Here is a 20,497-nt window from a genome sequence, read left to right as displayed (position 1 = left end):
ACGCCCCTGGCGCGCGTTCGACGCTGACGGTGTCCCATAAGGGGTCGTCAGGAGGGCGGCTTCCTCCACGCTGCCCCAGTGGCACGCGTAGTTGTGCTCGTCCGAATGAGAGGCCGTCCCGCGGAAGGTGCCGGCGACGTCGCCCAGGGCGGCGTCGCCGCAGCGCTGTGCGCGATGGTCGGCAAGGGGAGGTCATGCCTGCGGCCTTCGAGAAATGCGTGCGGCTTCCGCCGGCAGAAGTTCGACAGCGTACGGGGCGCCGGTTCGAAGAGCACCCACCCCCTATGAGGGCGCGCACGGCCCTGCGTTAGGGTGCGCGCATTGATCTTGCGGGGACCTGGGGGGCCTTTCGTGAAGCTTGCGCGATACTCGCTGTCGACCACCACGGCACTCCTCCTCGGGACGACCACCGTCATCGGTCCCGGCGCGGTCCAGGCGTACGCGGAAACGGACATACCTCTGCCGATCGCGCACTTCTCGCGCATTGCGGTGGACGCCCCGCACGGGCACCTGTTCATCAGTGGCGGGGCCGGCACCGACGGCATCGTCGTCACCGACCTCGACGGGCAGAACCCGGCGATGATCAGTGGTGAACCCGGGGCAACGGGTCTGGCCCTGTCCGAGAACGGGGCCGTGCTGTACGCGGCGCTGCCGGACCAGGACGCGATCGCGGCGATCGACACGAAGAGCCTGACCGAATCGGCGCGTTACGCCACCGGCGCGGGCACCCGCCCGGACTCACTGGCCGTCGCCGGTGGCACGCTCTGGTTCGGGTACGGCACGGCGGACGCGGGCGGCATCGGCTCCGTTGACGCGGCGGGTACCGTCGAGTTGGGGCGTGACCCGGACAGTTGGGCAGGTCGTCCCGCCCTGGCGACGACCCCGGCACCCTCCGGCGTGCTCGCGGCGGCCGTGCAGGCCGGCGACGCGACGGACATCGTCACGTACCGGGCCGAGGGGGGTGCGCTCACCCGGCAGGCCGCGAAGACGCTGCCCGCTTTCGCTCTGGACGACTTCGCGGTCACGGCAGACGGGCAGCACCTGGCCCTCTCGTCGTGGCAGAACGGGAGCGACTACCGGTATCGCACCGCGGACCTCTCGGTCGACGGACGCTTCGCGATGACCCTGGCCGCCAAGGCCGTCGCCGTGGCTCCCGACGGCACCTTGGCAGGATGCAACTGCAACGATTTCGAGTTCATGGCGTTCCCGGAGACGGGCGAGGGCTACTACTCCGACCATGGGTTCGCCGCCGGGACGCGCCTGAGCGCACACGGCCTCGCCTGGGCACCGGACGAGAGCCGGCTCTACGGCGTGGCCGTGGACGCCTCCGGGGGATCCCCGAGGCTCCGGATCGTCGGCACTCCGGAAACCGCGTGGGTCATGCTCAACGCGCTCGAGACCTCGCCGCTCGCGCCCAACGAGGCCTATTCCTTCGACGTGGGGTTCAACTCGCCGCTCAGCCTCGATCCGGGGGTGTCCCTGATGCCCGGCACCGTACGGATCACCCGCTACGACGACGCCGACCCGGACGGCACGCTCATCGCGGACGCGACGACGACCCGGGCGAACGTGGCCAACTTCTTCGGCGCCTACCACGTCAAGGGCACCGCCCCACTCAGCGGGCCGCTGAGCTTCCACGTGGACTATTCCGGGGCCGTCCCCTATGCCCCCGCCGAGCGGACCTTTGACATCCGTGAAGTACGCGCCCACCGTGACGCTGTCCGCGCCGTCTTCCAGCGGCCGTGGAAAGCCGATCGCCATGAACGGGCGGCTCACCTGGCCGCACGCGCACGTGGTGACCGGTGCCGTCCACGTCGTCAAGACCGACCTGGCCCACCCGGCGGGGCAGTCCCTGGGCACCGTGCTCGTCTCCGCGGACGGCGGCTTCGTCGTCCACGACACACCTCAGGTCGGTGACACGAACACGTACACCCTCACCTACGACGGCGGCACCTCGTACCTTCCGGTCACGGCGTCGGCGAAGGTGCAGGTGTCCCGGGCCGCACCGGGCCTGAGTGTCGCAACCGACGCGAAGTCCTACCACCCGGGCGCGACCACCAAGGTCACCGCGCATCTGGGGACCACCTACAACTCCCGTTCGGTGACCTTGTACGCCCATCCCGTGGGCAAGGCCCGCACCCGGCTCAAGGGCGGCGCAGTCGACGCGCACGGCAACCTCGCCGCCTCCTACAAGGCCTCGCGCAACACCGTGTTCTCGGCGGTCTTCAACGGTGACGACCGCTACGCCCCGCGCACCGTGACCGCGATCGCGACCGTCACCCCCACGGTCCGGACGGTGATGCAGTATCCCCTCGGGACCACGCGCATCGGGTCGACTACGTACCAGGTCTTCTACAAGTCCGAAGGCACCATGGGCTTCAGTGTGAGGGCCACTCCCGGCCAGTCGAACGGCTGCGCGACGATGTACGTGGAGCAGCAGACAAAGGGCGCCTGGCATCGCATCGCCGCGCAGAGTTGTACCGTCTCGACTCTCGACGGATGGTACAACTACACCCGGGCGCTGAAGCTCTTCCCCAACGGCGGACGGTTCCGCGTCCGGGGCCACTACATGCCGCCGGCCAAGAGCGCACAGACCACCGATGTGTGGAGTCCCTGGACCTACTTCACGGTCCGGCCCGGCAGCAAGCCCTGACGGAAGCCGGCCCGGGCCCGGCGGGGCCCGGTACTCCGTGAAGAAGGCGGCCGGCTTACCGACGGCGGTGGGCACGTTCCCGGGCCTCCGGCCATGCAGCACGCGGGCAAAACAGTGGACGACGCAAGCACCGACCCGCCTTCCACAGGGACCCAAGAAGGAGCCTCGTGCCGCTCGGAGCCACCTTGCGCGGCCTACGAAGAGGGCGACATCACTTCGTCGACTCCAGAACACGGTCGAGGGTCCGGCGGCCCATTCTGCTCATCGTCGGATTGCTCTCGACGTAGTACCAGACAAGACCCATCGCCTGTTCGAAGGCCCATGCCTTGCCGCGCTCCCACTCCAGATCGTCGCAGGCCAGCGTCCGCCGGAGCACTTCCCGCGGGCCCGGTTGCAACAGGTGCCAGGCGCTGACCAGATCCAGCGCCGGATCGGCAGGACCGAAGCCGCCGGTGTCGAGTACGCCGCAGAGCCGGTCCCCCGCGACCAGTACGTTGCCGGGAATCAGGTCACCATGGCTCATCACATCGGCACCCGTGCGTGGCAACTTCCGGAGCCCGCTCCACACTTGGCGCAGCCGGGGCACGTCGAGCAGCCCCTTGCTCTCCTCGAAGCACTTCGCCATCCAGTCGTCGTGGCGAGCGAGAACGCCGCCACGACCTTCGCCGCTGAAAGGCCGCCCCCGCGTGTCGGCGTCCCGCAGGGCTGCGATGAAGGCCGCAAGGTCCTCGGCGAAGGCGTCCGACCCACTCGGATCGGCATCGAAGGCGACCGTTCCCGGCAGCCATGTCTGAACCGACCACGGCACGGGGCAACCCGCTCCAGGCTTTCCCAGGGCGACGGGTACCGGAACGGGAAACCGGGACACCTGTGCCAACTCCGCGCTCGCCTGGGCTTCCCGTTCCAGAACCGCCAGCGCCTCCGCGGCATCGGTCAGACGCAGCGGGAAACGCGCGGAGAGGTCGTCCCCGATGCGGAAGATGGCGTTGACCGTCCCCGTCGACGACTGGAGTCGGATCGGCTTGCCGCTCCACGCAGGGAACTGTGCCTGGATCAGGGCCGCAACGACGTCCGTGGTCACGTCCACTTGGTCATCGTGCATGGTCATTCCCGCAGGCCCTTCCCCGGTCCAATGTGAACAGTCCCATGCGAGGCGCCGACAACAGGCCGGATCAACGGAGACGACAGCCAGTATTCATGCGCCAGGGTCCCGATCAACTGGAATTCTCGGGTAGCCAGCGCCTCACCCGTTCTGGTCGCCCCAGGCCACCGCCGCCGCTTCGGACCCGATCACGTGAGACGGGACACCAGAAGCACCCCGAATCGCACCGGGTTTGATGCCGAGCGGGTCAGCACCAGGTCCTGTAGCGAGGTACCCCCGTGGCGTCACGACCATGAGCCATAAGCCATGAACCTTGCGGCTTCGGCAACGGCAACGGCAAGAGCGAACCGGGTTCCCATCGCTGCCGAAACCGGACCACGGTCAGGCCGGGTTCACACGGTACAAGCGCTCCCCGTCAGGCCCTACGGCCACCAGAGAGAGAACTCCGCGCGGCGGGGCGGCGTCACCGCGGTCCTGGAGCACCCAGCGGACCCTCCACCGGGCAAGGATCCTCTCCCGCTGCTGCTCGCCGGTCGCCGGTGCGTAGAACCGGGCCGTATCGGCGAGACGCTGCCGCTGGTCCGGCAGGAAGAAGTCGGGATAGCCGGGCGCCACGGTGTAGGGACCGTAGGCGGGAAGCTGCCGGCCGGCCCGTTGCCGCGTCATCACCACGTCACCCCAGCGCATGCGGTCGGTTGCCCAGGCGTAGCCGGGCCACGGCGTCCGGTAGGCGTCGGCGACCGGTCCAGGCAGCAGTCGGGGCGGCACCACGTACCCGAGCGCCCCACGTTGGGCCCACACGCCCACCAGCAGGGCCGCGGCTACCAGAACCGCGAAGCTGCGGGCGACGTTCCTGCGTCCGGCCCCGGTGGCCTCCAGCGCAGCTGCCAACTGGGCCGGGATCAGCGCCGCCGGCAGCACCCGTCCCCACGAGTAGTGTCCGGTGATCCCACCGGCGGCGAAGACCGCAGCACCAGCGAGGAAGAACAGCACCAAAGGATCCCGCCGGTCCCTGCGGGCCCGCAGGACGAGGGCTCCCACACCGACCAGCACCAGGCAGAACCGGATGCCCAGACGGTGGTACAGCGGCTCGTGGATCGCCTCCAGACCACCCACCCCGGCGAGCGCGAAGAAGTCGTAGTAGGGCCACAGGGCGAGCAGCGCCACCCCGAGCAGCGCCCCGGTGCCGAGCCGTATCCAAGCCGTCCGCGCCGGCCAGGGCCGCGCGCCACCGAGCAAAGCCAGAAGTCCGAGGGTCGTGACGACTCCGGTGAACTGGTGGTTCAGCAAGGTCACCGCCCACAGAAGTCCCATGGCGAGCGCAGTCGTCCAGGTCGGTCCCCGTCCGGACCTCAGTCGGCGGCGGAGCCACGCCCACAGGTGGAAGGCGCAGCCCAGAGCGAAGGTGGACGGGTAGGAGCAGGTGAGGGCGAGCGAGCTGAGCCCGATGAAGCCGCTCCAGGAGAATTCCGTGGTGCCCCAGAGCAGCAGGATGCAGAGCACCGCGAGGGGGCCGGCGAACGCGGCCCCGCCGGGACGGGCCAGCGATCGGGCGAATCGCCAGATCCCGGAGACGAGCAGGCACAGGGAGATCACGGCGGCGATCCGGAGAACCCCGAACACCGGCCATCCAGAAACTTCTGCCAGCAACCCGAGCAGCAGCATCCACGGCGAGTAATAGGGGCTGGTGGTGTCCGAGTCCACCATCGGATTGCCCGGGTTCCCCGGAGCATGCGAAAGCCGCTGCAGGGTCGCCGCGTGCACTCCCAGGTCGCCGTTCCACGGCAGCTTCACCACGACCAGGAGCAGGAATATGCCCAGCAGCACGGCAACGGCAACCGACACCACGGTGGACCTGCGCGCGGCAGCCGCCGGTTGTCCGTGCCCGCGGGTGGGGACGGGGACCCGGTCCTGGACTGCCTCGGCGCGTATCACGACTGGCCGCCAGGCACCGCACGCACCCGCAACTTCCACGGCATGACGATCGACTCCATCTGCACGGCCAGATTCATCTTCGACTCGCCGATGGTGCGGTCCTCGAAATGGATCGGCACCTCCATCGCCCCGACGCCGAGACGCAACGCCCGGTACTTCATCTCCACCTGGAAGCTGTAACCCGCCGAGTCCACGGAGGCCAGGTCGATGGCCCGCAATACATCGGCCTGCCAGAGGTTGAAACCTCCGGTGATGTCCCGGAGCCGGCTGCCGAGGATGGTCCCGGCATAGGCGTTCGCCCAGCGGGACAGCAGTTTGCGATGAAGGCCCCACGCTTCGGAAAGACTGCCGCCCTGCACATACCGGGAGCCGATCACCACACCCGCGCCCGTCGACAACGCGACGCCGAGCATGTCGGGGATCCTTGACGTGGGATGGCTGCCGTCGGCATCCATCTGCAGGACGAAATGGGCACCGTCAGCCACCGCCTGTGTCATCCCGGCGCTGTAGGCGCGGCCCAGACCGTTCTTCTCGGAACGGTGCAGGACAGACATCCGGCGTGGACGGCCGGCCTCATTGACGCGCGTTGCCAGGTTCTCGGCGAGGTCACCCGTACCGTCGGGGCTGGAGTCGTCGACAACGAGCAGTCGCAACCCGGGCAGGTCGATCTCCATGAGGCGGTCGACCATGCCAGGCAGGTTGGCCGCCTCGTTGTAGGTCGGCATCACCACGGTCAGGGGCGTCATTGCCCAGGTTCCGGGCAGGACGCTTGGAAGCGTGCCCAAGCGATCCCCTTGTTCGTTGCCCACAGCCTGCCTTTCTTCGGAGTCCGACACGCGGGCCAGCGCACCACTGGCAGTACGTGACTGATCACGTCGGCGAACAGTCCGGCTGAAGGCGTTCGGCACTTCCTGCACCACGGATCGCCCAAAAGGGCGGTGTCCGGAAGAAAGAGAGAAGCCCACCACGGGGAGCCACCGGTGCTGCGTGCTTGGCCCTTACGGAGTACCCCGACCTCAACGGCCGGGCCACCGGGGAATGTTACATGAAGGTGACCGATGCACATCCGCAAGCCGTCACGATGGGAAACGCTACATGACATCGCACGTCGAGGGAGGTCGCCCCCGGTGCCTTCGCGGTGCGACACCTACCCGCCGATTCCATCCAAACGTGCAGTACCAAATCATCGCCGAATCCGGCGGGGGGCCCATAATCCCCCTGACCGTTCTTGTCCTCCGCAAGGGATCCGTCGTCGCCACCTTCACGTCCCTCGAAGTGGGTTCACCGACCTGCCGCTTCCTGAAAAACCCTGGCCCTGCCGGGCAGCACCGGCCACCACCACGCAACTCCACCAACTGGCGATGCCCAGTGACCCGCCAGGCCACGTCCCTGGTCTTGAACGCGCCGCGGGAGGACAAACTCATTTCGTTCACCGTCGTCTTCGTTCGGCTACGGGGCGAGGCGTGTCGGACCCAGGAAGCCCATCGAGCGGGAGTGCGTGCGCAGGTGCACCGGAGCTTTGCCGGTCTGCTCACCCTGTGATGCCCGTGGTCGGCTCCGAGGACGTGGGCATCACAATGAAGAACACCCCGCAACCGCTCTACCAGGCGCTGGTGGCGGCCTGCCTCCTCAGCGCCAGGATCAAGGCGTCTGTCGCCACCGGCGCGGCGCACGAACTCTTCGCGGCCGGAATGCGGAGCCCGCGCCGGATGTCCGCGCGACCTGGCAACAGCGCGTGGACGCGCGCGGGAAGGGCCACTACCGCCGCTATGAAGAACGGACCGCGACACAGCTCGGGGCGGTGCGCGGCTCCTTCTCGACCACTACGGCGGCGATCTGCGGCGGCTTCGCGACGAAGCGGGTGAGGACCCCGGCGAACTGCGCCGGGCCCTGCGCCGCATCCCGGGACTCGGCCCGGTCGATATAGACATCTTCCTCCGTGAGGTGCAGGCGGTCCGGCCGCAGGCCGGTCCCCTCTTCGACCGCGAGGCGATCGAGGGCGCCCGGCGACTCGGGCTGCCCGATCAGCCGAAGGCACTGGCCGCTCTGGTGCCGCGGGAGGCACACGCGGCCTTCTCTGCGCCCCTGATCCGTACGGCACTCGACCACCAGGTCGTCGACGAAGTCGCCCAGGAACGGGACTGAGCGACACGGACGGCCCCGAGTGACCGGAGCGTGCCGGCCCGGGTTCGGCGGGCCGATGGTTCGGCAGGCGCAGGAGGGCCGTTACTCGTACCGGTACTTAAGAGAGTCCGCCTCCACCTGCTCGATGTCCGCAATCGTCAGCTCCGGCATCCGCAACTGGGCCAGCGTCACCTCGGCCGAGGTCGGCTGGGCGTCCGCCGACAGCCACTGATCCGGCTTCCAGGCCGCGCTGCGCAGCAGCGCCTTGGGGCAGTGCGGATAGACCTCCTCGATCCCCACCACCAGCGCACTGGCCGGCGGCTTGCCCACGGCGGTCAGCTGCGAGAGCAGCTCCGGGCGGGTGGAGACACAGGCCCGGCCGTTCACCCTCAGCGTCGTGGTGCGCCCCGGGATGACGAACAGCAACCCGGCCCGCCCAGTGGCGACGACATTCTTCAGGGTGTCCAGGCGCTTGTTGCCGGTCGCGTCGGGTATCGCCACCGTCCGCTCGTCCAGGACGGCGACGAACCCGGCGGGGCCGCCGCGCGGGGAAACGTCGCAGTTTCCCTCGGCGTCGGCACTGGCGACCAGGACCAGTGACGAGCAGCCGATCAACTGCCGGGTCTGCTCGGTGAGTTCGGTCATCTGCTTGCGCACGGCCGCGTCACTGGGGAGTGCGTAGGCCCGGCGCAGCGCCTCTTGGTCGCGCACGGCGTCGGAGCGGAGCGAGTCGAAGGCACTGACGGTAAGGGATGGCATACCCCCGACCCTATGTGTCCTCCTCCGATCGATACCGGCCGGCGAGTGCGGGGCCACAGAGACGGCCCCGATCGACCGGTGCTTCGCGGGACGCGCCTCGGGTAGCCGAACCTTCTGCTTTGCCGGGGCATCGACGCGCTCGCCGCCCTGGTCCAGTTCCTCACCACCCGGCCCGTGATCTCCCGGCGGCTGCCGCTTGGCTCGCACGTCCAGGCATCGTCACGCAGGGTCGCCGGGCCACCGGCATCGTTCGGGACCACGCGGAAGGACTTTTCGGGCTGCGGGGCGCGACCACGGCTGCCCGCGACGATCTCGCCCGGCAACTCACCGTGCGCGGGAAGAGTCGCGGAAGCCACCGGCACCACGGTGGAAACGATCACCGTCGACGCGGGGTACCGGAATTTCCGGGAAACAACGCCGTCCTGTCCGGCCGCTTCGCCGGCCATATGAGCGATCACGGTCCGCGCCTCGGAGAACCAGCACCCGGATCCGGCTCGGCTCCTCCGACATCAGTGACGTCAGCCCCTCGCGTCCCCGCCATCGACCCCTTCGTGGCCGTCTCGGGGCCCGCAGGCTCCGATCACTCGCCGCAGTTCGCCGCCGCCGCGGCCGGTCTGCCGGCCCGGGCGGTGATGCTCGCGGCCGCCGGGGCTCTCGCGTGCACCGCGGCCGACGTACTGCTCACGCCGGGGCTGCCGGACCGGGCATGGGCCCTGCACGGTCAGCCGTCCGGGTGACGCACGCGTGCCCTCGGCGAGACCGGGAAGCCGCCTGAGTGCAAGCCTTCGCTCTGCCCGGAAAAGGAGAACGTGATGGGACACGGCGGCAACGTCATCGCAGAACTCACGGCGGACCACCGCGAGGTCGAGGAATACTTCAGCCGCCTCCGGGCTCTCCCTGTCGGCGACAAGCAACGCCGAGAGGTGCTCGATGACCTGACCATCGAGCTCGTGCGGCATTCGGTCGCCGAGGAGATGTACCTGTATCCGGCGGTCCGCGAGCACGTCCCCGGCGGGGGGCCGCTGGCCGACAAGGAGATCGAGGAGCACGCCGAGGTCGAACGGGTCCTGAAGGACCTGGAGGACATCGACGTGGACGACACAAGGTTCGACGCCCTCGTGATCAAGCTGATCACCGACGTCACGGAACACATGCGTGAGGAGGAGCAGCAGCTCTTCCCCAGCCTGGCGCAGGCCTGCTCCTCCGACCAGCTGATGAAACTCGGCGACCAGGTCCGCCGGGCGAAGAAGATCGCTCCCACCCGGCCGCACCCGAGCGCACCGGACACGCCCCCGGGCAACAAGCTCCTCGCTGCTGGCGCGGGTCTCGTCGACCGGGCCCGTGACTTCGTCACCGGGCGCGGCAAGTCCTGACCGATCGTGACGGCGGGGACCGGGTGACGGCTACCGGTCCTCGCCGGCGTGCGTTCGGACAGCGACAGGGAAAGCGGCCGGCGCCGAGCGCCTCACGACAAGCTGTCGGCCACAACCCGCAGGTCGTCCACAAGCCCCTGGTACATCGCCTCCCGGTCCTCGCCGGCACGCCGGCGTGAGCGGCTTCCCACGCTGCCGGGTCACCCGGGATTCCGGACCCGTCAGGCATGGGCGGCGGTGGCTCCGAGGGCCACCACGATGACGGCCGCCGGCGCCGCTGCCCTGGCCCGGCTCAGCGCGCGCAGGGGATGACGCCGCAGGTCAGGGCGACGGGATCGCCCCCACCCCGTTCGAAAGAGGGAGGACCGCTCTCACCGACCAGTACGTCCCCCCTACGCATGGACGCCTGCGTGCGGGGCAGGCGGGTCTCGTGCGGCAGGGCGGTACCGCTGAGCTTGTGTCCGCCCACTGCGCCGAGTGGCTCGGGTTCATCGCACGGGAACGAACGGCCTCGGCTGTCACCCGAGCGCGACACAGAGACACAGGTGAACCACATGGCGATACGCCCGCTGACCGACGAATCCGAGCGTCTGGTGACGCTGCCGGGCGTCTACACCCCTCAGCACGACACCTGCATCATGATCCGGGCCATCGGCCGGGAGGGTCCCCTCCCGGGACTGGATGTCCTGGACATCGGTACGGGCACCGGAGCTCTGGCCGTGAGTGCTGCCCGGTCGGGTGCGCGCGTGACAGCGATCGACATCTCGCGCCGGGCGGTCTTGTGCGCCAGGATCAACGCCGTCCTGGCCCGCCGGCGGATCACCGTGCGTCGCGGCGATCTGGGCATCGCCGCCGGAGGCAGCTACGACATGGTGCTCAGCAACCCGCCCTACGTACCCTCCGAGGACGGGGCCACGGTCGGCCGGGGGATGGCCAGGGCCTGGAATGCCGGTGCCGACGGAAGGGCGGTCGTCGACCGTGTCTGCGCCGCTGCCCCCTTGCTCCTTCGGCCCCGCGGGGTCCTGCTCGTCGTGCACTCCGGTCTGTGCGGCGTCCAGGCCACCGTCGACCTGCTCCGGCGCAGGGGTCTGTCCGCGCAGGTCACCGATCGTGAGCTGATCCCCTTCGGCCCCGTACTGCGATCGCGGCTTCCGTGGCTGCGCGAACAGGGCCTGGTCGAGGACGGGCAGGACAAGGAAGAACTGGTGGTCATCCGTGCCGAACACTCCTGAACGCCCCCGGCGCGTCCTTGTCCAGCCCCACGGACCGGTGCTGGTGGAGGGCCCCGTGACGATCGTCGCCGACGACGGCACGACGCGGACATCCGACCGTTTCATGGTCGCGATCTGCACCTGCCGCCGAAGCCGCTCCTACCCATGGTGCGACACCAGTCACCGCAACCGTTCCCGGGCGCGCTGCACCCCCGGGCGGCAAGCGGACGCCGACGACGGGGAGACGCCATGACCGTCTTCTGCGAGCCGCGCAGCGCGGCTCCCGGCCTCCCGCAGGCGAGAGGCGAGATCTCCTCAGCGATCATCGGCTCCCTGCGCGGTCACCGCCACGACCTGCCGGCGCGTCACCGGATCACGAGCGCCGGGCCTTTCGGTGACGACCTGCAACTCGCCCTGTACGTGCTCTACGAGCTGCACTACCAAGGGTTCGACGGCGTGGACGAGGACCGGGAGTGGGACCCCGCCCTGCTGGACGTACGGCAGGGCCTTGAGGAGCAATTCCTTTCAGAACTGCGCACACAGGCACCCGGCGTGGACAGTGCGGACGAGGCGCTCGCCGGGATCCTCGTCGAACCGGCCGAATCCGACGGAGGCAACAGCGTCAGCCACTACCTGCGGGATCACGGGTCGCTGACACAGCTACGGGAATACGCGGCCCTTCGTTCCCTCTACCACCTCAAAGAAGCCGACCCGCACGCATGGCTCATCCCCCGTCTGCACGGTCGGGCCAAGGCGGCCTTGGTGGCCGTGGAGTTCGACGAATTCGGCGCGGGTCACTGCGCGGACATCCACGCCCGCCTGTTCGCCGATCTGATGCTGGACCTGCGCCTGGACACCGCATACGGCCGCTACCTCGACGCCGCTCCCGCAGAGGCCCTTGCCACGGTCAACCTGATGTCCCTCCTGGGATTGCACCGCGCGCTGCGCGGCGCGGCGATCGGTCACTTCGCGACACTCGAGGTGACCTCCTCGCCCGGCTCGCGGCGCCTCGCCCACGCCATGCGACGCCTGGGCGCCGGGCGCGCCGCGGAGCGGTTCTACGACGAGCATGTGGAAGCGGACGCCGTTCACGAACAAGTCGTCCGCCATGAGGTCATCGCCCCGCTGCTGGCCGCGGAACCGCACCTGGCGGCCGACGTCGCCTTCGGTGTCGAGGCCACCGGCCTGCTGGAGGGCCGCCTCGGCGACCTGATCCTGAGCGCCTGGCGCGACGGGCGCACCGCGCTGCGCACCGCGCTGCCGTCCTGCGGTGGCGGACCGTAAGGTGCCGCACCGTCACCCGTCGGGCGTATGACAAGGTGACACGCCGTGCGGGAACCGGACGGGGCCCTTATGGTCGAAGAGCAGGCAGGACTGGCACTGGAACACTGCATCCACGAACGGCCGCCCCTCGTCGGGGGCGGCCGTTCGTTCTGCGCAGTCCTCGCCCGGAGGGGGCAGGAGTCAGCCGCGGATGATGTTCTCCGCCTGCGGGCCCTTCTGTCCCTGCGTCACGTCGAAGGTGACCTGCTCACCCTCGACGAGCTCGCGATAGCCGTTACCGGAAATGCTGGAGTAGTGGGCGAAGACGTCCGGCCCACCTCCATCCTGTGCGATGAAGCCGAAGCCCTTCTCCGAGTTGAACCACTTCACGACGCCTGATGCCACTGTGTTCGTCCCTCACATCATGCTGCTGCGACGCACCGGCAGGGTGCGTCGGCGGACCCCTTGCTGGGGTGCCGGTATCTACTTACCCGATGATCCAGTTCCTCCGCCACCAAATACGCCGCGTCGCACTCCATACACGCCGAGAAATCGGCGAACGGGTGGTCGTCAACCCGCGAATCCGGTGCAAAAGCGGTCACACTCGAACGGATGTCCGTGTCCGGTCTTCGCCGGCGGCGTGAAGGCCGCGGCCTGGGCTGTCCGTCCCCGAGGTTCTTCTTCTGGACAGCTTGGCCGATAGCATGCCCTGGTCCGGCCTCCGAGTCCCGTGGGGCCGGGCGGGGGCGACCGGTGGGGGTAGGCGTGGGGCGTGTTCTGGCGGGCCGGTACGAGTTGCGGGCCGAGCTGGGCCGTGGCGGCATGGGCGAGGTGTGGTCCGCCCATGACCGGGTGATCGGCCGTGAGGTCGCGGTCAAGCTGTTGCAGTCGCATCTGACCGGTGACGACGCAGCACAGTTGTTCTTCCGCGAGGCCCGGACCGCCGGTGCGCTCAACCATCCCGGCGTTGTGACGGTCCACGATCTCGGCCAGGACGCCGACGGGACGTTGCTCCTGGTGATGGAGCTCGTCGAGGGTCGCAACCTCCGGCAGGTGCTCCAGGAGACCGGGACTCCTTCGATCGCCGAGGCGATCGAGTGGGCGGCACGGATCGCCGACGCTTTGGCGGCCGCGCATGCGGCCGGCATCGTCCACCGGGATCTGAAGCCCGCGAATGTGATGCTGACCGGGTCGGGGGGCGTGAAGGTCCTCGACTTCGGCATCGCCCGCCACATGGAGACGGGCACACTGTCCAACACCCGGATCATGGGCACCTTGGCCTACATGCCGCCGGAGCGGTTCGACAAGGGCCGTCAGGACGCCCGGGGGGACCTGTACTCGCTCGGGTGTGTTCTGCATGAGCTTCTCACGGGCAGCAGCCCGTTCGGGGATCTGTCGACGAGCGCGCTGATGTTCGCCCATGTGCACCGCGAGCCGGATGCGCCGAGTGCCCGGCGGCCGGAGGTCCCCCCGGCTCTTGACGAGCTGGTGGCGCAGCTGCTGGCGAAGAAGCCCGAGGACAGGCCCGCTACCGCCGCGGAGGTGCGTGACCGGCTCCGGGCTGTGGCGTCCTCGGAGGGCGGGGCGTCGACGTCGGAGCCGGAGTCAAGGTCGGAGCCGAAGCCGAAATCGGAGCCGGAGAAGGTGCCCGCGCGGACGGCGCCGCTCACCGAGGTGGATCCGGACGCCGACGCGCTCTCGTCCAAGGCGGAGCAGTCGCGGGATCGTTCCCCCCGGCGTCACTCACGTCGTCTCGTCACGGCTTGTGTCGCGCTTCTCTTGACGGTGAGTGCGGGTGCGGGCATCGCCGCCTGGGTCGCGGGCGGCGATCACGGAAGCAGCGATCAGCCCAAGGCAGCGGACACCGTGAAGAAGCCGCACGTGAAGACGCTGTGGGCCGTCAGCCTTGAGGGGAAGGTGTCGGCCAGGCCTGTGGTGACCGGCGGGACCGTGTACGCCAACAGCGAGGACGGCCAGGTGTACGCGTTGGACGCGGCCTCGGGCCGGACGAAGTGGTCCTACGATGCCGGCACCTGGAAAGACGCGTCCCCCGCGGTGGACGACGGCACGGTGTACGCCGGCGGCAAGGACGGCAGCCTCTACGCGTTGGACGCCGCGACCGGCCAGGTGAAGTGGAAGTTCTTCACGGCCTTCGGGGTCTATTCCACGCCGGTGGTGGCCGACGATGTCGTGTACTTCGCCACCGAGAACGGCGAGGTCCACGCGGTCGACGCCGTCACCGGCAAGCAGAAGTGGACCTGTCGCACCGGCGCGAAGATCACGTCCTCCCCCGCGGTGGCGGACGGGTACGTCTACATCGGCAGCTACGACTACCGTCTGTACGCGCTGGAAGCGGCCACGGGCCGGAAGAAGTGGTCGTACGACACCCGGAGTTACCTCGACACCACTCCCACCGTCGCGGACGGCACCGTGTACGTCTACAGCGATTACCGGCACACCACATACGCGCTCCGGGCCGGTAGCGGGGAACTCAAGTGGTCGAACGACGGCGTCGACCTACAAGTGGGCCTCCACGGCATGTTGTTCGGCTGGGCGGCCGGGCCGGCTGAAGAGACGGCGGCCGCCGGTAAGTTCGCCGCGGTCGACGCCGCCGACGGCAAGAAGCGGTGGCTCGCCCGGCTCACGGACGACAACTTCGCAACAGGCTCCGCTGCGGACGGCGACACCGTGTACACCGGCGACGGAAAGCTGTACGCGGTCAACGCGACCTCGGGCAAGGTCCGCTGGTCCTACGCTGTCGGCGGCCAGGTCACTTCGGCACCTGCCGTCGCCGACGGCATCGTCTACGTCGCCGGCGACGACGAGAAGATGTACGCCCTGACCGCTGAGGACTGACCCCGCCTCCGCACGCGGTATGCGTGGCAGTCCAACCCCGCTGCGGCCACGGCGGTTCAGACGCCCCTGGCCACGGCGACCGGCCGGTGTGCCCAGTCCCGGACCCGTTCGTCGATCTGGGGCGCGTCGCTGACGACCATGCGCTCCTTGGCGGGAGTCCGTCGTATGCCCCGGCGCCGTCGTGTCACGTACCGGCCGGGCCGTGCACGAGATCTATCACGACGACGTGATCACCGACTATCCCCAGTCCGGTGAGCGCATCCACGGCCGAGGCAATCTGCAAGCGCTGCGCTCGCATCATCCGGCCAAGCTCGATTTCACCATCCGCAGGATTCTCGGCAGTGGGGATCTCTGGGTCACCGAGTACGTGATTGAGTACGACGGGAAGCCGACATCCACGGTCAGCGTCATGGAATTCCGTGACGGCAAGGTCGCCCACGAGACCCAGTACTTCGCGGACCCGTTCACGCGGCCCGCCTGGCGAGCCCAGTGGGTGGAGTCGATGCCCGGCCTTTGACGGCGTGCCGGGCCGGACGCCGTCGCCCGCGCCTCAGCGTCTGCCGCGTATGCACGATCCGACGGCCAGCCCGGTACCCAGGCCGATCAGGGCACCCACCGCCGTTCGCCATACGGGCGATATGCCGGTCACGGACGCGGGAGACGGGTCGGAGGCAAGGGGCGAGCGAGTGGGCGGTCCGGCAGCGGTCGCCCGTGCGTGCTCATCGCCCACTACGGCCGCGAAACGACGTCCGGCCCGGCTCCCCGACGTGCGCGCGATCCACGAGGGATGGGACCTGCCCCAGTAGTCGCGTCCGGCCTCGCCGCTGAACATCCCTGCGAGCATGTCCCGCAGCAGGGGTTCGCCAAGAGTGCCTGTCTCAAAGCCCATCCAGGCGTAGTTCAGCATGAGATCGGCGTACACCTGCCGCTTTCGCTCGTGCGGATCGGCGATGTCCGTGTCACCCCAGACGGGCCGGAAGAGCGCCATGTCGTCAAGCTCCAAGCGGACCAGCTCGAGGTAGTAGGTGCGAATGCTCTGGATCTGCTCCGCCCTGGCCTGCCGATTCTGAACGATCAGTGACGCAGCGACTCCGGCCAGAGCCAGCGCAGAAACGATCGCCGATGTGAAGCCGTACGCCGCTCCGATTTGGCTGAGCCGGTTCCAGTCCACGTCCTTGGAGCCGGAGATCTCCTCCAGCGCGACAGGCGACAACAGCACCACCGTCAGCGCGACCGCCGCAGCCGCGACCACGCCCAGAACTCTACTGACTTGGCGGACCCCCGGACGTTGACGACTCATCAGTTCGACCACCCCCTGGCGGGCCTGCCCCTGTGGCACGACCGAGCCGGGGCAGCCTACTTCCCGCCTCCGCGCCTGGCACCACTGCGTGATGGCAAGGGTGGCCTGCGCGAGCCTCCCTCTCCAGACCCGTGACGCGCGGTGTAAATCTTCCAAGGGTCTGCACGGATTTTGCTGTCAGCGTTCAGAACCTTGCGACTCCCGGTCGGGATCTGTACGTTCGGGGCGCCGGTTCTCCACGTTCCTGAAGGAGCTTCAGATGCGGGCGATCCCCAGACCTTCGCGTGGCATCGGCCGCGCCGGGCGCAGGTTGGCGGCGATCGCCCTCGCAGCGGCCGGCGCCCTGTGCCTTTCCGCCTTACCGGCGGGCGCAGCCGCGCCGCCCCATCGAGCCCCGGCACCCGACACGCTCCGGGCGGGCCAGGCGTCGAGCGCAGCCGCCGCGGGCGCGGGCGCGACAACTCCGTTCAGGGTCTACGAGGCCGAGGCCGGCACGACGGGAGGCGGCGCCACCGTCACATCGCTGACGGCGCCGCCCGCGACGCAGTACTCCAGCGCCGCGCTCGAAGCGTCCGGCCACGCGTACGTGCACATGACCGGCACCGGGAGCTCCGTCCAGTGGACGAACACCACCGGAGCGCCCATCAGCTTCCTCAACGTCCGTGCGAGCATCCCCGACTCCGCCTCCGGTGGCGGCACGACCGCGACGCTGAATCTGTACGTCGACGGCGTCTTCCGGCAGGCCCTCAGCCTCAACTCCAAGCAGTCCTGGGTCTACGAGGGCAACAGCAACTACAACACCAGCGACAACCAGAACCCGGTCGACGGCAGTCCCCGGGTCTTCTGGGACGAGTCGCACGCCTTCGTCACCGGCGCGCCGATCCAGGCCGGGGCCACCTTCTCGCTCCGGAAGGACGCCGCGAACGGCGCGTCCTTCTACGACGTGGACTCCGTCGACGTGGAGAACCCGCCGGCGCCGCTCGCCCAGCCGGCGAACTCGATCTCGATCACCAGTTGCGGCGCGGTGCCGGACAACAACCCGACCAACGGCGCCGCCGACAGCCAGGCGCTGGACAGCCGGGCCGCGATCCAGAACTGCATCAACCAGGCCCAGTCGCAGGGCAGGACGCTCTGGATCCCGCAGGGCACCTTCTATGTGAAGGGAACCGCGGGCCTGACCGCGCAGGGCATCACCATCGCGGGCGCGGGCCTGTGGTACAGCACCGTCTACCGCGATGTGCCGGTCCCCAACAGCACGCCGCTGGCGGCGCTGTTCGACGTGACCTCCTGCACGGTGCAGAACTTCCACATCGACGCCAACGCGGTCAGCCGCAGCACCATCGGCGGCGACGGCGGCGCGATGGACACCACCGGCGCCAATTGGGTCGCCGACGGCATCTGGACCCAGCACACCATGTCCGGCTTCTGGGCCTCGGGAACCGGCGGCACGGTCCGCAACAGCAGGCTGACGTCGATCTGGGCGGACGGCATCAACGTCAACAACGTGTCGCTCGGCGCCGACACCGGCAACGACCTGACCGTCACGAACAACTTCGTCCGCGGCACCGGGGACGACGCCATCGCCGTCAACTCGGTCCACTACAACACCAACGGGGACGGCTCGCAGACGTTCTACCAGCCGATGACGAACGTCACCGTCAGCGACAACACCTCGATCGCACCGTGGGGCGGCAAGGGCATCGGGATCTACGGCGGCAGTGGCCACCATGTCACCGGCAACTACATCAGCGACACCGCGCGCTACATCGGCCTGGGCGCGGGGCGGTTCGGTGTCAACGGCAGCGACCTGCTGTCCGCGACGGTCTCCGGCAACACCGTCGTCCGTTCCGGCGGCAACGCCTACAGCCAGGGACAGCCGGCACTCCACATCGGGAACGGCGGCGACGGGCAGAACAGCGGCGTCGTCGACCACGTCACCGCCACCGCCAACACGGTCGCGGACTCGCTCTACGACGGGATCGGCTTCTCCACCTCGGCCAACACGCTGCTCCAGGACAACACCGTCACCGCCCCCGGCCGCAACGGCATCGCGATCTCACCCCCGTTCTACCCCGCGCCGACCGGTTCCGCCGCCATCACCGGCAACACCGTCACGGGCCTGCACCCCGGAGCGACGGCCTTCGTCAACAACTCCGGCGGCTTCACCGCCACGCTCACCGGCAACAACTGGGAGCCCTCCGGACCCGAAGGCCCCTACGGCGGCACCCCCGCGGCAGTCCCCGGAACCGTCCAGGCGGAGAACTACGACACCGGCGGCCAGGGCGTGGCCTACAACGTCACCACCGTCAACGGCAACGCCAACGGCTACCGCGCCGACGGCGTCGACCTCGAGGCCACCTCGGACACCGGCGGCGGCTACAACCTCGGCTGGACCGGGAGCGGGCAGTGGTTCCGCTACACCGTCGACGTCGCCACCGCGGGAACGTACACGGTCGGCCTGCGTCTTGCGGCCCCCGCGGCAGTGTCCGGTGCGCTGCACCTGTCCAACGCGTCCGGCGCCAACCTCAGCGGTGCCGTCGACGTACCCGCCACCGGCGACTGGCAGACCTGGGCCACCGTCACCACCAGGGTCACGCTGCCGGCGGGCCGCCAGGTCCTCACGCTCAACCAGGACAACGGCGGCTGGAACGCCAACTCCCTCACCTTCACGGCGGCGGGCGGCTCCCAGCCGGCCCGGCTCTCGGTGTCCCCCACGTCCCTCACCTTCGGCAGCCAGGCGCTGAACACCACCAGCGCCGCGCAGTCCGTCACCGTCACCAACTCCGGCGGCGCCGCGGCCTCGGTCACCTCGGTCACCGCCGGCGGTGACTTCGCACAGGCCAACTCCTGCGGCTCGTCGATCGCCGCCGGAGCCTCCTGCACGATCAGCGTCACCTTCACCCCGACGGCCTCCGGCACCCGCACCGGTACGGTCACCGTCACCGGCAGCGCCGCCAACAGCCCGAACGCCATCCCTCTGTCGGGCACGGGAACCGGCAGCACGGGCGGCAACCTCGCCGCGGGACGCCCGACGAGCGAGTCGAGCCACACCGATGTCTATCCCTCGTCGAACGTGACCGACGGCTCCCGGTCCACCTACTGGGAGAGCGCCAACAACGCGTTCCCGCAGTGGGTCCAGGTCGACCTCGGGTCGGCGCGCAGCGCGTCCAGGATCGTGCTGCAACTGCCCGCAGGCTGGGGCGCGCGGACCCAGACCCTGTCCGTGCTGGGCGGTACCAGTACCGATGCCTCCAGCCTGACCACCGTCAAGTCCTCGGCGTCCTACACCTTCGACCCGGCGGCCGACAACACCGTCACGATCACCTTCCCCGCCACCACCCAGCGCTACTTCCGCCTGAACATCGGCGCGAACACCGGCTGGCCGGCCGGTCAGCTCTCGGAGTTCCAGATCTGGACCACCTGAACCGACCACCTGAACCGACCACCTGATCTGGACTACCTGATCGTTCCGCGGGACCCCCGGCCGGCCCCCTCCTGCCCCCGGACGCCTCACGCGTCCGGGGGCAGGGGCGCGCTCGCAGCCTGACCACCACACCGATGGTGTCCGTCAAAGCGGAACAAGCTCAGACGACGCCGTCGGCGAGCTCGGTCATCGTGAGGCTGCCCTCGGCCTCGGACAGCCGGGCCAGGAGCTGGAACTGCACGTAGCTGAGATCGCCGTCGGCACGGAGCTGCTGGTCGCCCCTGGCGGAACTGCCCGCCGTCCACGCCCGGGCCGACCGGGGCACCCTGCCCGGCAGGACCCTCATCGTCATCTGACCCGGCCCCGGCCGGTGCCCGCGCGACCGGTGGCGCGGGCACCGGCACCGACCTGCAACCGACCTGCAAGGGGGAAGTCCGCGTGCTGCGGCGGCTCCGCCAAGCCACCGCGCACCCACCGCGCACCGCTGGGCTGACGCG

General features: G+C 69.4%; 16 protein-coding genes and 1 pseudogene. 10 read left to right on the top strand and 7 right to left on the bottom strand.

The features are described from left to right. Nucleotides 1–351: 351 nt before the first annotated feature. Nucleotides 352–1,917 carry a YncE family protein gene (locus tag RV983_RS36030; protein ID WP_475989914.1) on the top strand — a complete coding sequence of 522 codons (1,566 nt, stop codon included), beginning with the start codon at nucleotides 352–354 and terminating at the stop codon, nucleotides 1,915–1,917. A gap of 947 nt (nucleotides 1,918–2,864) precedes the next feature. Here RV983_RS36030 and RV983_RS36025 read toward each other — a convergent pair. The 3 genes from RV983_RS36025 to RV983_RS36015 all read right to left on the bottom strand — a co-directional run bounded on the left by RV983_RS36025 (nucleotide 2,865) and on the right by RV983_RS36015 (nucleotide 6,436). Next, nucleotides 2,865–3,761, bottom strand: coding sequence for an aminoglycoside phosphotransferase family protein (locus RV983_RS36025; RefSeq protein ID WP_475989913.1), 897 nt, complete (start codon nucleotides 3,759–3,761; stop codon nucleotides 2,865–2,867). A 375-nt stretch (nucleotides 3,762–4,136) separates the two neighbouring features. Continuing rightward, complete coding sequence (locus tag RV983_RS36020; RefSeq protein ID WP_475989912.1) at nucleotides 4,137–5,600, bottom strand: hypothetical protein; 1,464 nt, start codon at nucleotides 5,598–5,600, stop codon at nucleotides 4,137–4,139. 86 nt (nucleotides 5,601–5,686) lie between these two features. Beyond that, the gene (locus RV983_RS36015; protein ID WP_475990556.1) at nucleotides 5,687–6,436 is read right to left on the bottom strand and encodes a polyprenol monophosphomannose synthase; all 750 of its coding nucleotides are present in this window, start codon (nucleotides 6,434–6,436) and stop codon (nucleotides 5,687–5,689) included. A 795-nt stretch (nucleotides 6,437–7,231) separates the two neighbouring features. On the opposite strand from RV983_RS36015, the pseudogene RV983_RS36010 reads away from it, so the two are divergent. Next, nucleotides 7,232–7,835, top strand: a pseudogene (locus tag RV983_RS36010) (endonuclease). An 81-nt stretch (nucleotides 7,836–7,916) separates the two neighbouring features. On the opposite strand, the gene RV983_RS36005 reads toward RV983_RS36010, so the two are convergent. Further along, entirely contained in the window at nucleotides 7,917–8,573 is a 657-nt protein-coding gene (locus RV983_RS36005; protein ID WP_475989911.1) for an MSMEG_1061 family FMN-dependent PPOX-type flavoprotein, read from the bottom strand. 512 nt (nucleotides 8,574–9,085) lie between these two features. Here RV983_RS36005 and RV983_RS36000 point away from each other — a divergent pair. The 5 genes from RV983_RS36000 (at nucleotide 9,086) to RV983_RS35980 (ending at nucleotide 12,441) form a co-directional block, all read left to right on the top strand. Then, complete coding sequence (locus RV983_RS36000) at nucleotides 9,086–9,310, top strand: hypothetical protein (RefSeq protein ID WP_475989910.1); 225 nt, start codon at nucleotides 9,086–9,088, stop codon at nucleotides 9,308–9,310. A gap of 75 nt (nucleotides 9,311–9,385) precedes the next feature. Beyond that, nucleotides 9,386–9,946, top strand: a complete 561-nt coding sequence (locus tag RV983_RS35995; protein WP_475989909.1) for a hemerythrin domain-containing protein — start codon at nucleotides 9,386–9,388, stop codon at nucleotides 9,944–9,946. Between the two features lie 554 nt (nucleotides 9,947–10,500). Then, nucleotides 10,501–11,178, top strand: a complete 678-nt coding sequence (locus RV983_RS35990) for a HemK2/MTQ2 family protein methyltransferase (RefSeq protein ID WP_475989908.1) — start codon at nucleotides 10,501–10,503, stop codon at nucleotides 11,176–11,178. Further along, the gene (locus RV983_RS35985; protein WP_475989907.1) at nucleotides 11,162–11,410 is read left to right on the top strand and encodes a CDGSH iron-sulfur domain-containing protein; all 249 of its coding nucleotides are present in this window, start codon (nucleotides 11,162–11,164) and stop codon (nucleotides 11,408–11,410) included. Before RV983_RS35990 ends, RV983_RS35985 begins: the two co-directional genes overlap by 17 nt. Beyond that, entirely contained in the window at nucleotides 11,407–12,441 is a 1,035-nt protein-coding gene (locus RV983_RS35980; protein WP_475989906.1) for an iron-containing redox enzyme family protein, read from the top strand. Before RV983_RS35985 ends, RV983_RS35980 begins: the two co-directional genes overlap by 4 nt. 180 nt (nucleotides 12,442–12,621) lie before the next feature. Here the strand turns inward: RV983_RS35980 and RV983_RS35975 are convergent, their stop codons facing one another. Further along, nucleotides 12,622–12,825 (bottom strand): cold-shock protein, encoded by a 204-nt coding sequence (locus RV983_RS35975; RefSeq protein WP_475989905.1) that lies wholly within the window; start codon nucleotides 12,823–12,825, stop codon nucleotides 12,622–12,624. A 360-nt stretch (nucleotides 12,826–13,185) separates the two neighbouring features. Between RV983_RS35975 and RV983_RS35970 the strand changes: the two genes are divergently transcribed. Together RV983_RS35970 and RV983_RS35965 are read left to right on the top strand one after the other, a co-directional pair. Further along, a complete protein-coding gene (locus RV983_RS35970) occupies nucleotides 13,186–15,276 on the top strand; it encodes an outer membrane protein assembly factor BamB family protein (RefSeq protein WP_475989904.1) in 2,091 nt (696 codons plus the stop codon). Nucleotides 15,277–15,457: 181 nt separating this feature from the next. Continuing rightward, nucleotides 15,458–15,793: a nuclear transport factor 2 family protein gene (locus RV983_RS35965; RefSeq protein WP_475989903.1), complete on the top strand. Its 336-nt coding sequence runs from the start codon at nucleotides 15,458–15,460 to the stop codon at nucleotides 15,791–15,793. 33 nt (nucleotides 15,794–15,826) lie between these two features. Here RV983_RS35965 and RV983_RS35960 read toward each other — a convergent pair whose 3' ends face one another. Next, nucleotides 15,827–16,528 carry a DUF6082 family protein gene (locus tag RV983_RS35960; protein ID WP_475989902.1) on the bottom strand — a complete coding sequence of 234 codons (702 nt, stop codon included), beginning with the start codon at nucleotides 16,526–16,528 and terminating at the stop codon, nucleotides 15,827–15,829. A gap of 307 nt (nucleotides 16,529–16,835) precedes the next feature. On the opposite strand from RV983_RS35960, the gene RV983_RS35955 reads away from it, so the two are divergent. After that, nucleotides 16,836–20,000, top strand: a complete 3,165-nt coding sequence (locus RV983_RS35955; protein WP_475989901.1) for a carbohydrate-binding protein — start codon at nucleotides 16,836–16,838, stop codon at nucleotides 19,998–20,000. Between the two features lie 160 nt (nucleotides 20,001–20,160). On the opposite strand, the gene RV983_RS35950 is transcribed toward RV983_RS35955, so the two are convergent. Further along, nucleotides 20,161–20,352, bottom strand: a complete 192-nt coding sequence (locus RV983_RS35950; RefSeq protein ID WP_475989900.1) for a hypothetical protein — start codon at nucleotides 20,350–20,352, stop codon at nucleotides 20,161–20,163. Between the last annotated feature and the right edge of the window lie 145 nt (nucleotides 20,353–20,497).

It is taken from the genome of Streptomyces sp. RLA123 (genome assembly GCF_056270165.1).
Note: the sequence above shows the minus strand (reverse complement) of the source record. Positions and strands in the feature narration are given on the sequence as shown.

Bases quoted from the DNA above. Each gene is read 5' to 3' on its own strand.
- RV983_RS36015 (WP_475990556.1), bottom strand. From the start codon at position 6,436: ATGACGCCCCTGACCGTGGTGATGCCGACCTACAACGAGGCGGCCAAC.
- RV983_RS35995 (WP_475989909.1), top strand. From the start codon at position 9,386: ATGGGACACGGCGGCAACGTCATCGCAGAACTCACGGCGGACCACCGC.
- RV983_RS35980 (WP_475989906.1), top strand. From the start codon at position 11,407: ATGACCGTCTTCTGCGAGCCGCGCAGCGCGGCTCCCGGCCTCCCGCAG.
- RV983_RS36005 (WP_475989911.1), bottom strand. From the start codon at position 8,573: ATGCCATCCCTTACCGTCAGTGCCTTCGACTCGCTCCGCTCCGACGCC.
- RV983_RS35990 (WP_475989908.1), top strand. From the start codon at position 10,501: ATGGCGATACGCCCGCTGACCGACGAATCCGAGCGTCTGGTGACGCTG.
- RV983_RS35955 (WP_475989901.1), top strand. From the start codon at position 16,836: ATGCGGGCGATCCCCAGACCTTCGCGTGGCATCGGCCGCGCCGGGCGC.
- RV983_RS35950 (WP_475989900.1), bottom strand. From the start codon at position 20,352: ATGACGATGAGGGTCCTGCCGGGCAGGGTGCCCCGGTCGGCCCGGGCG.
- RV983_RS36025 (WP_475989913.1), bottom strand. From the start codon at position 3,761: ATGACCATGCACGATGACCAAGTGGACGTGACCACGGACGTCGTTGCG.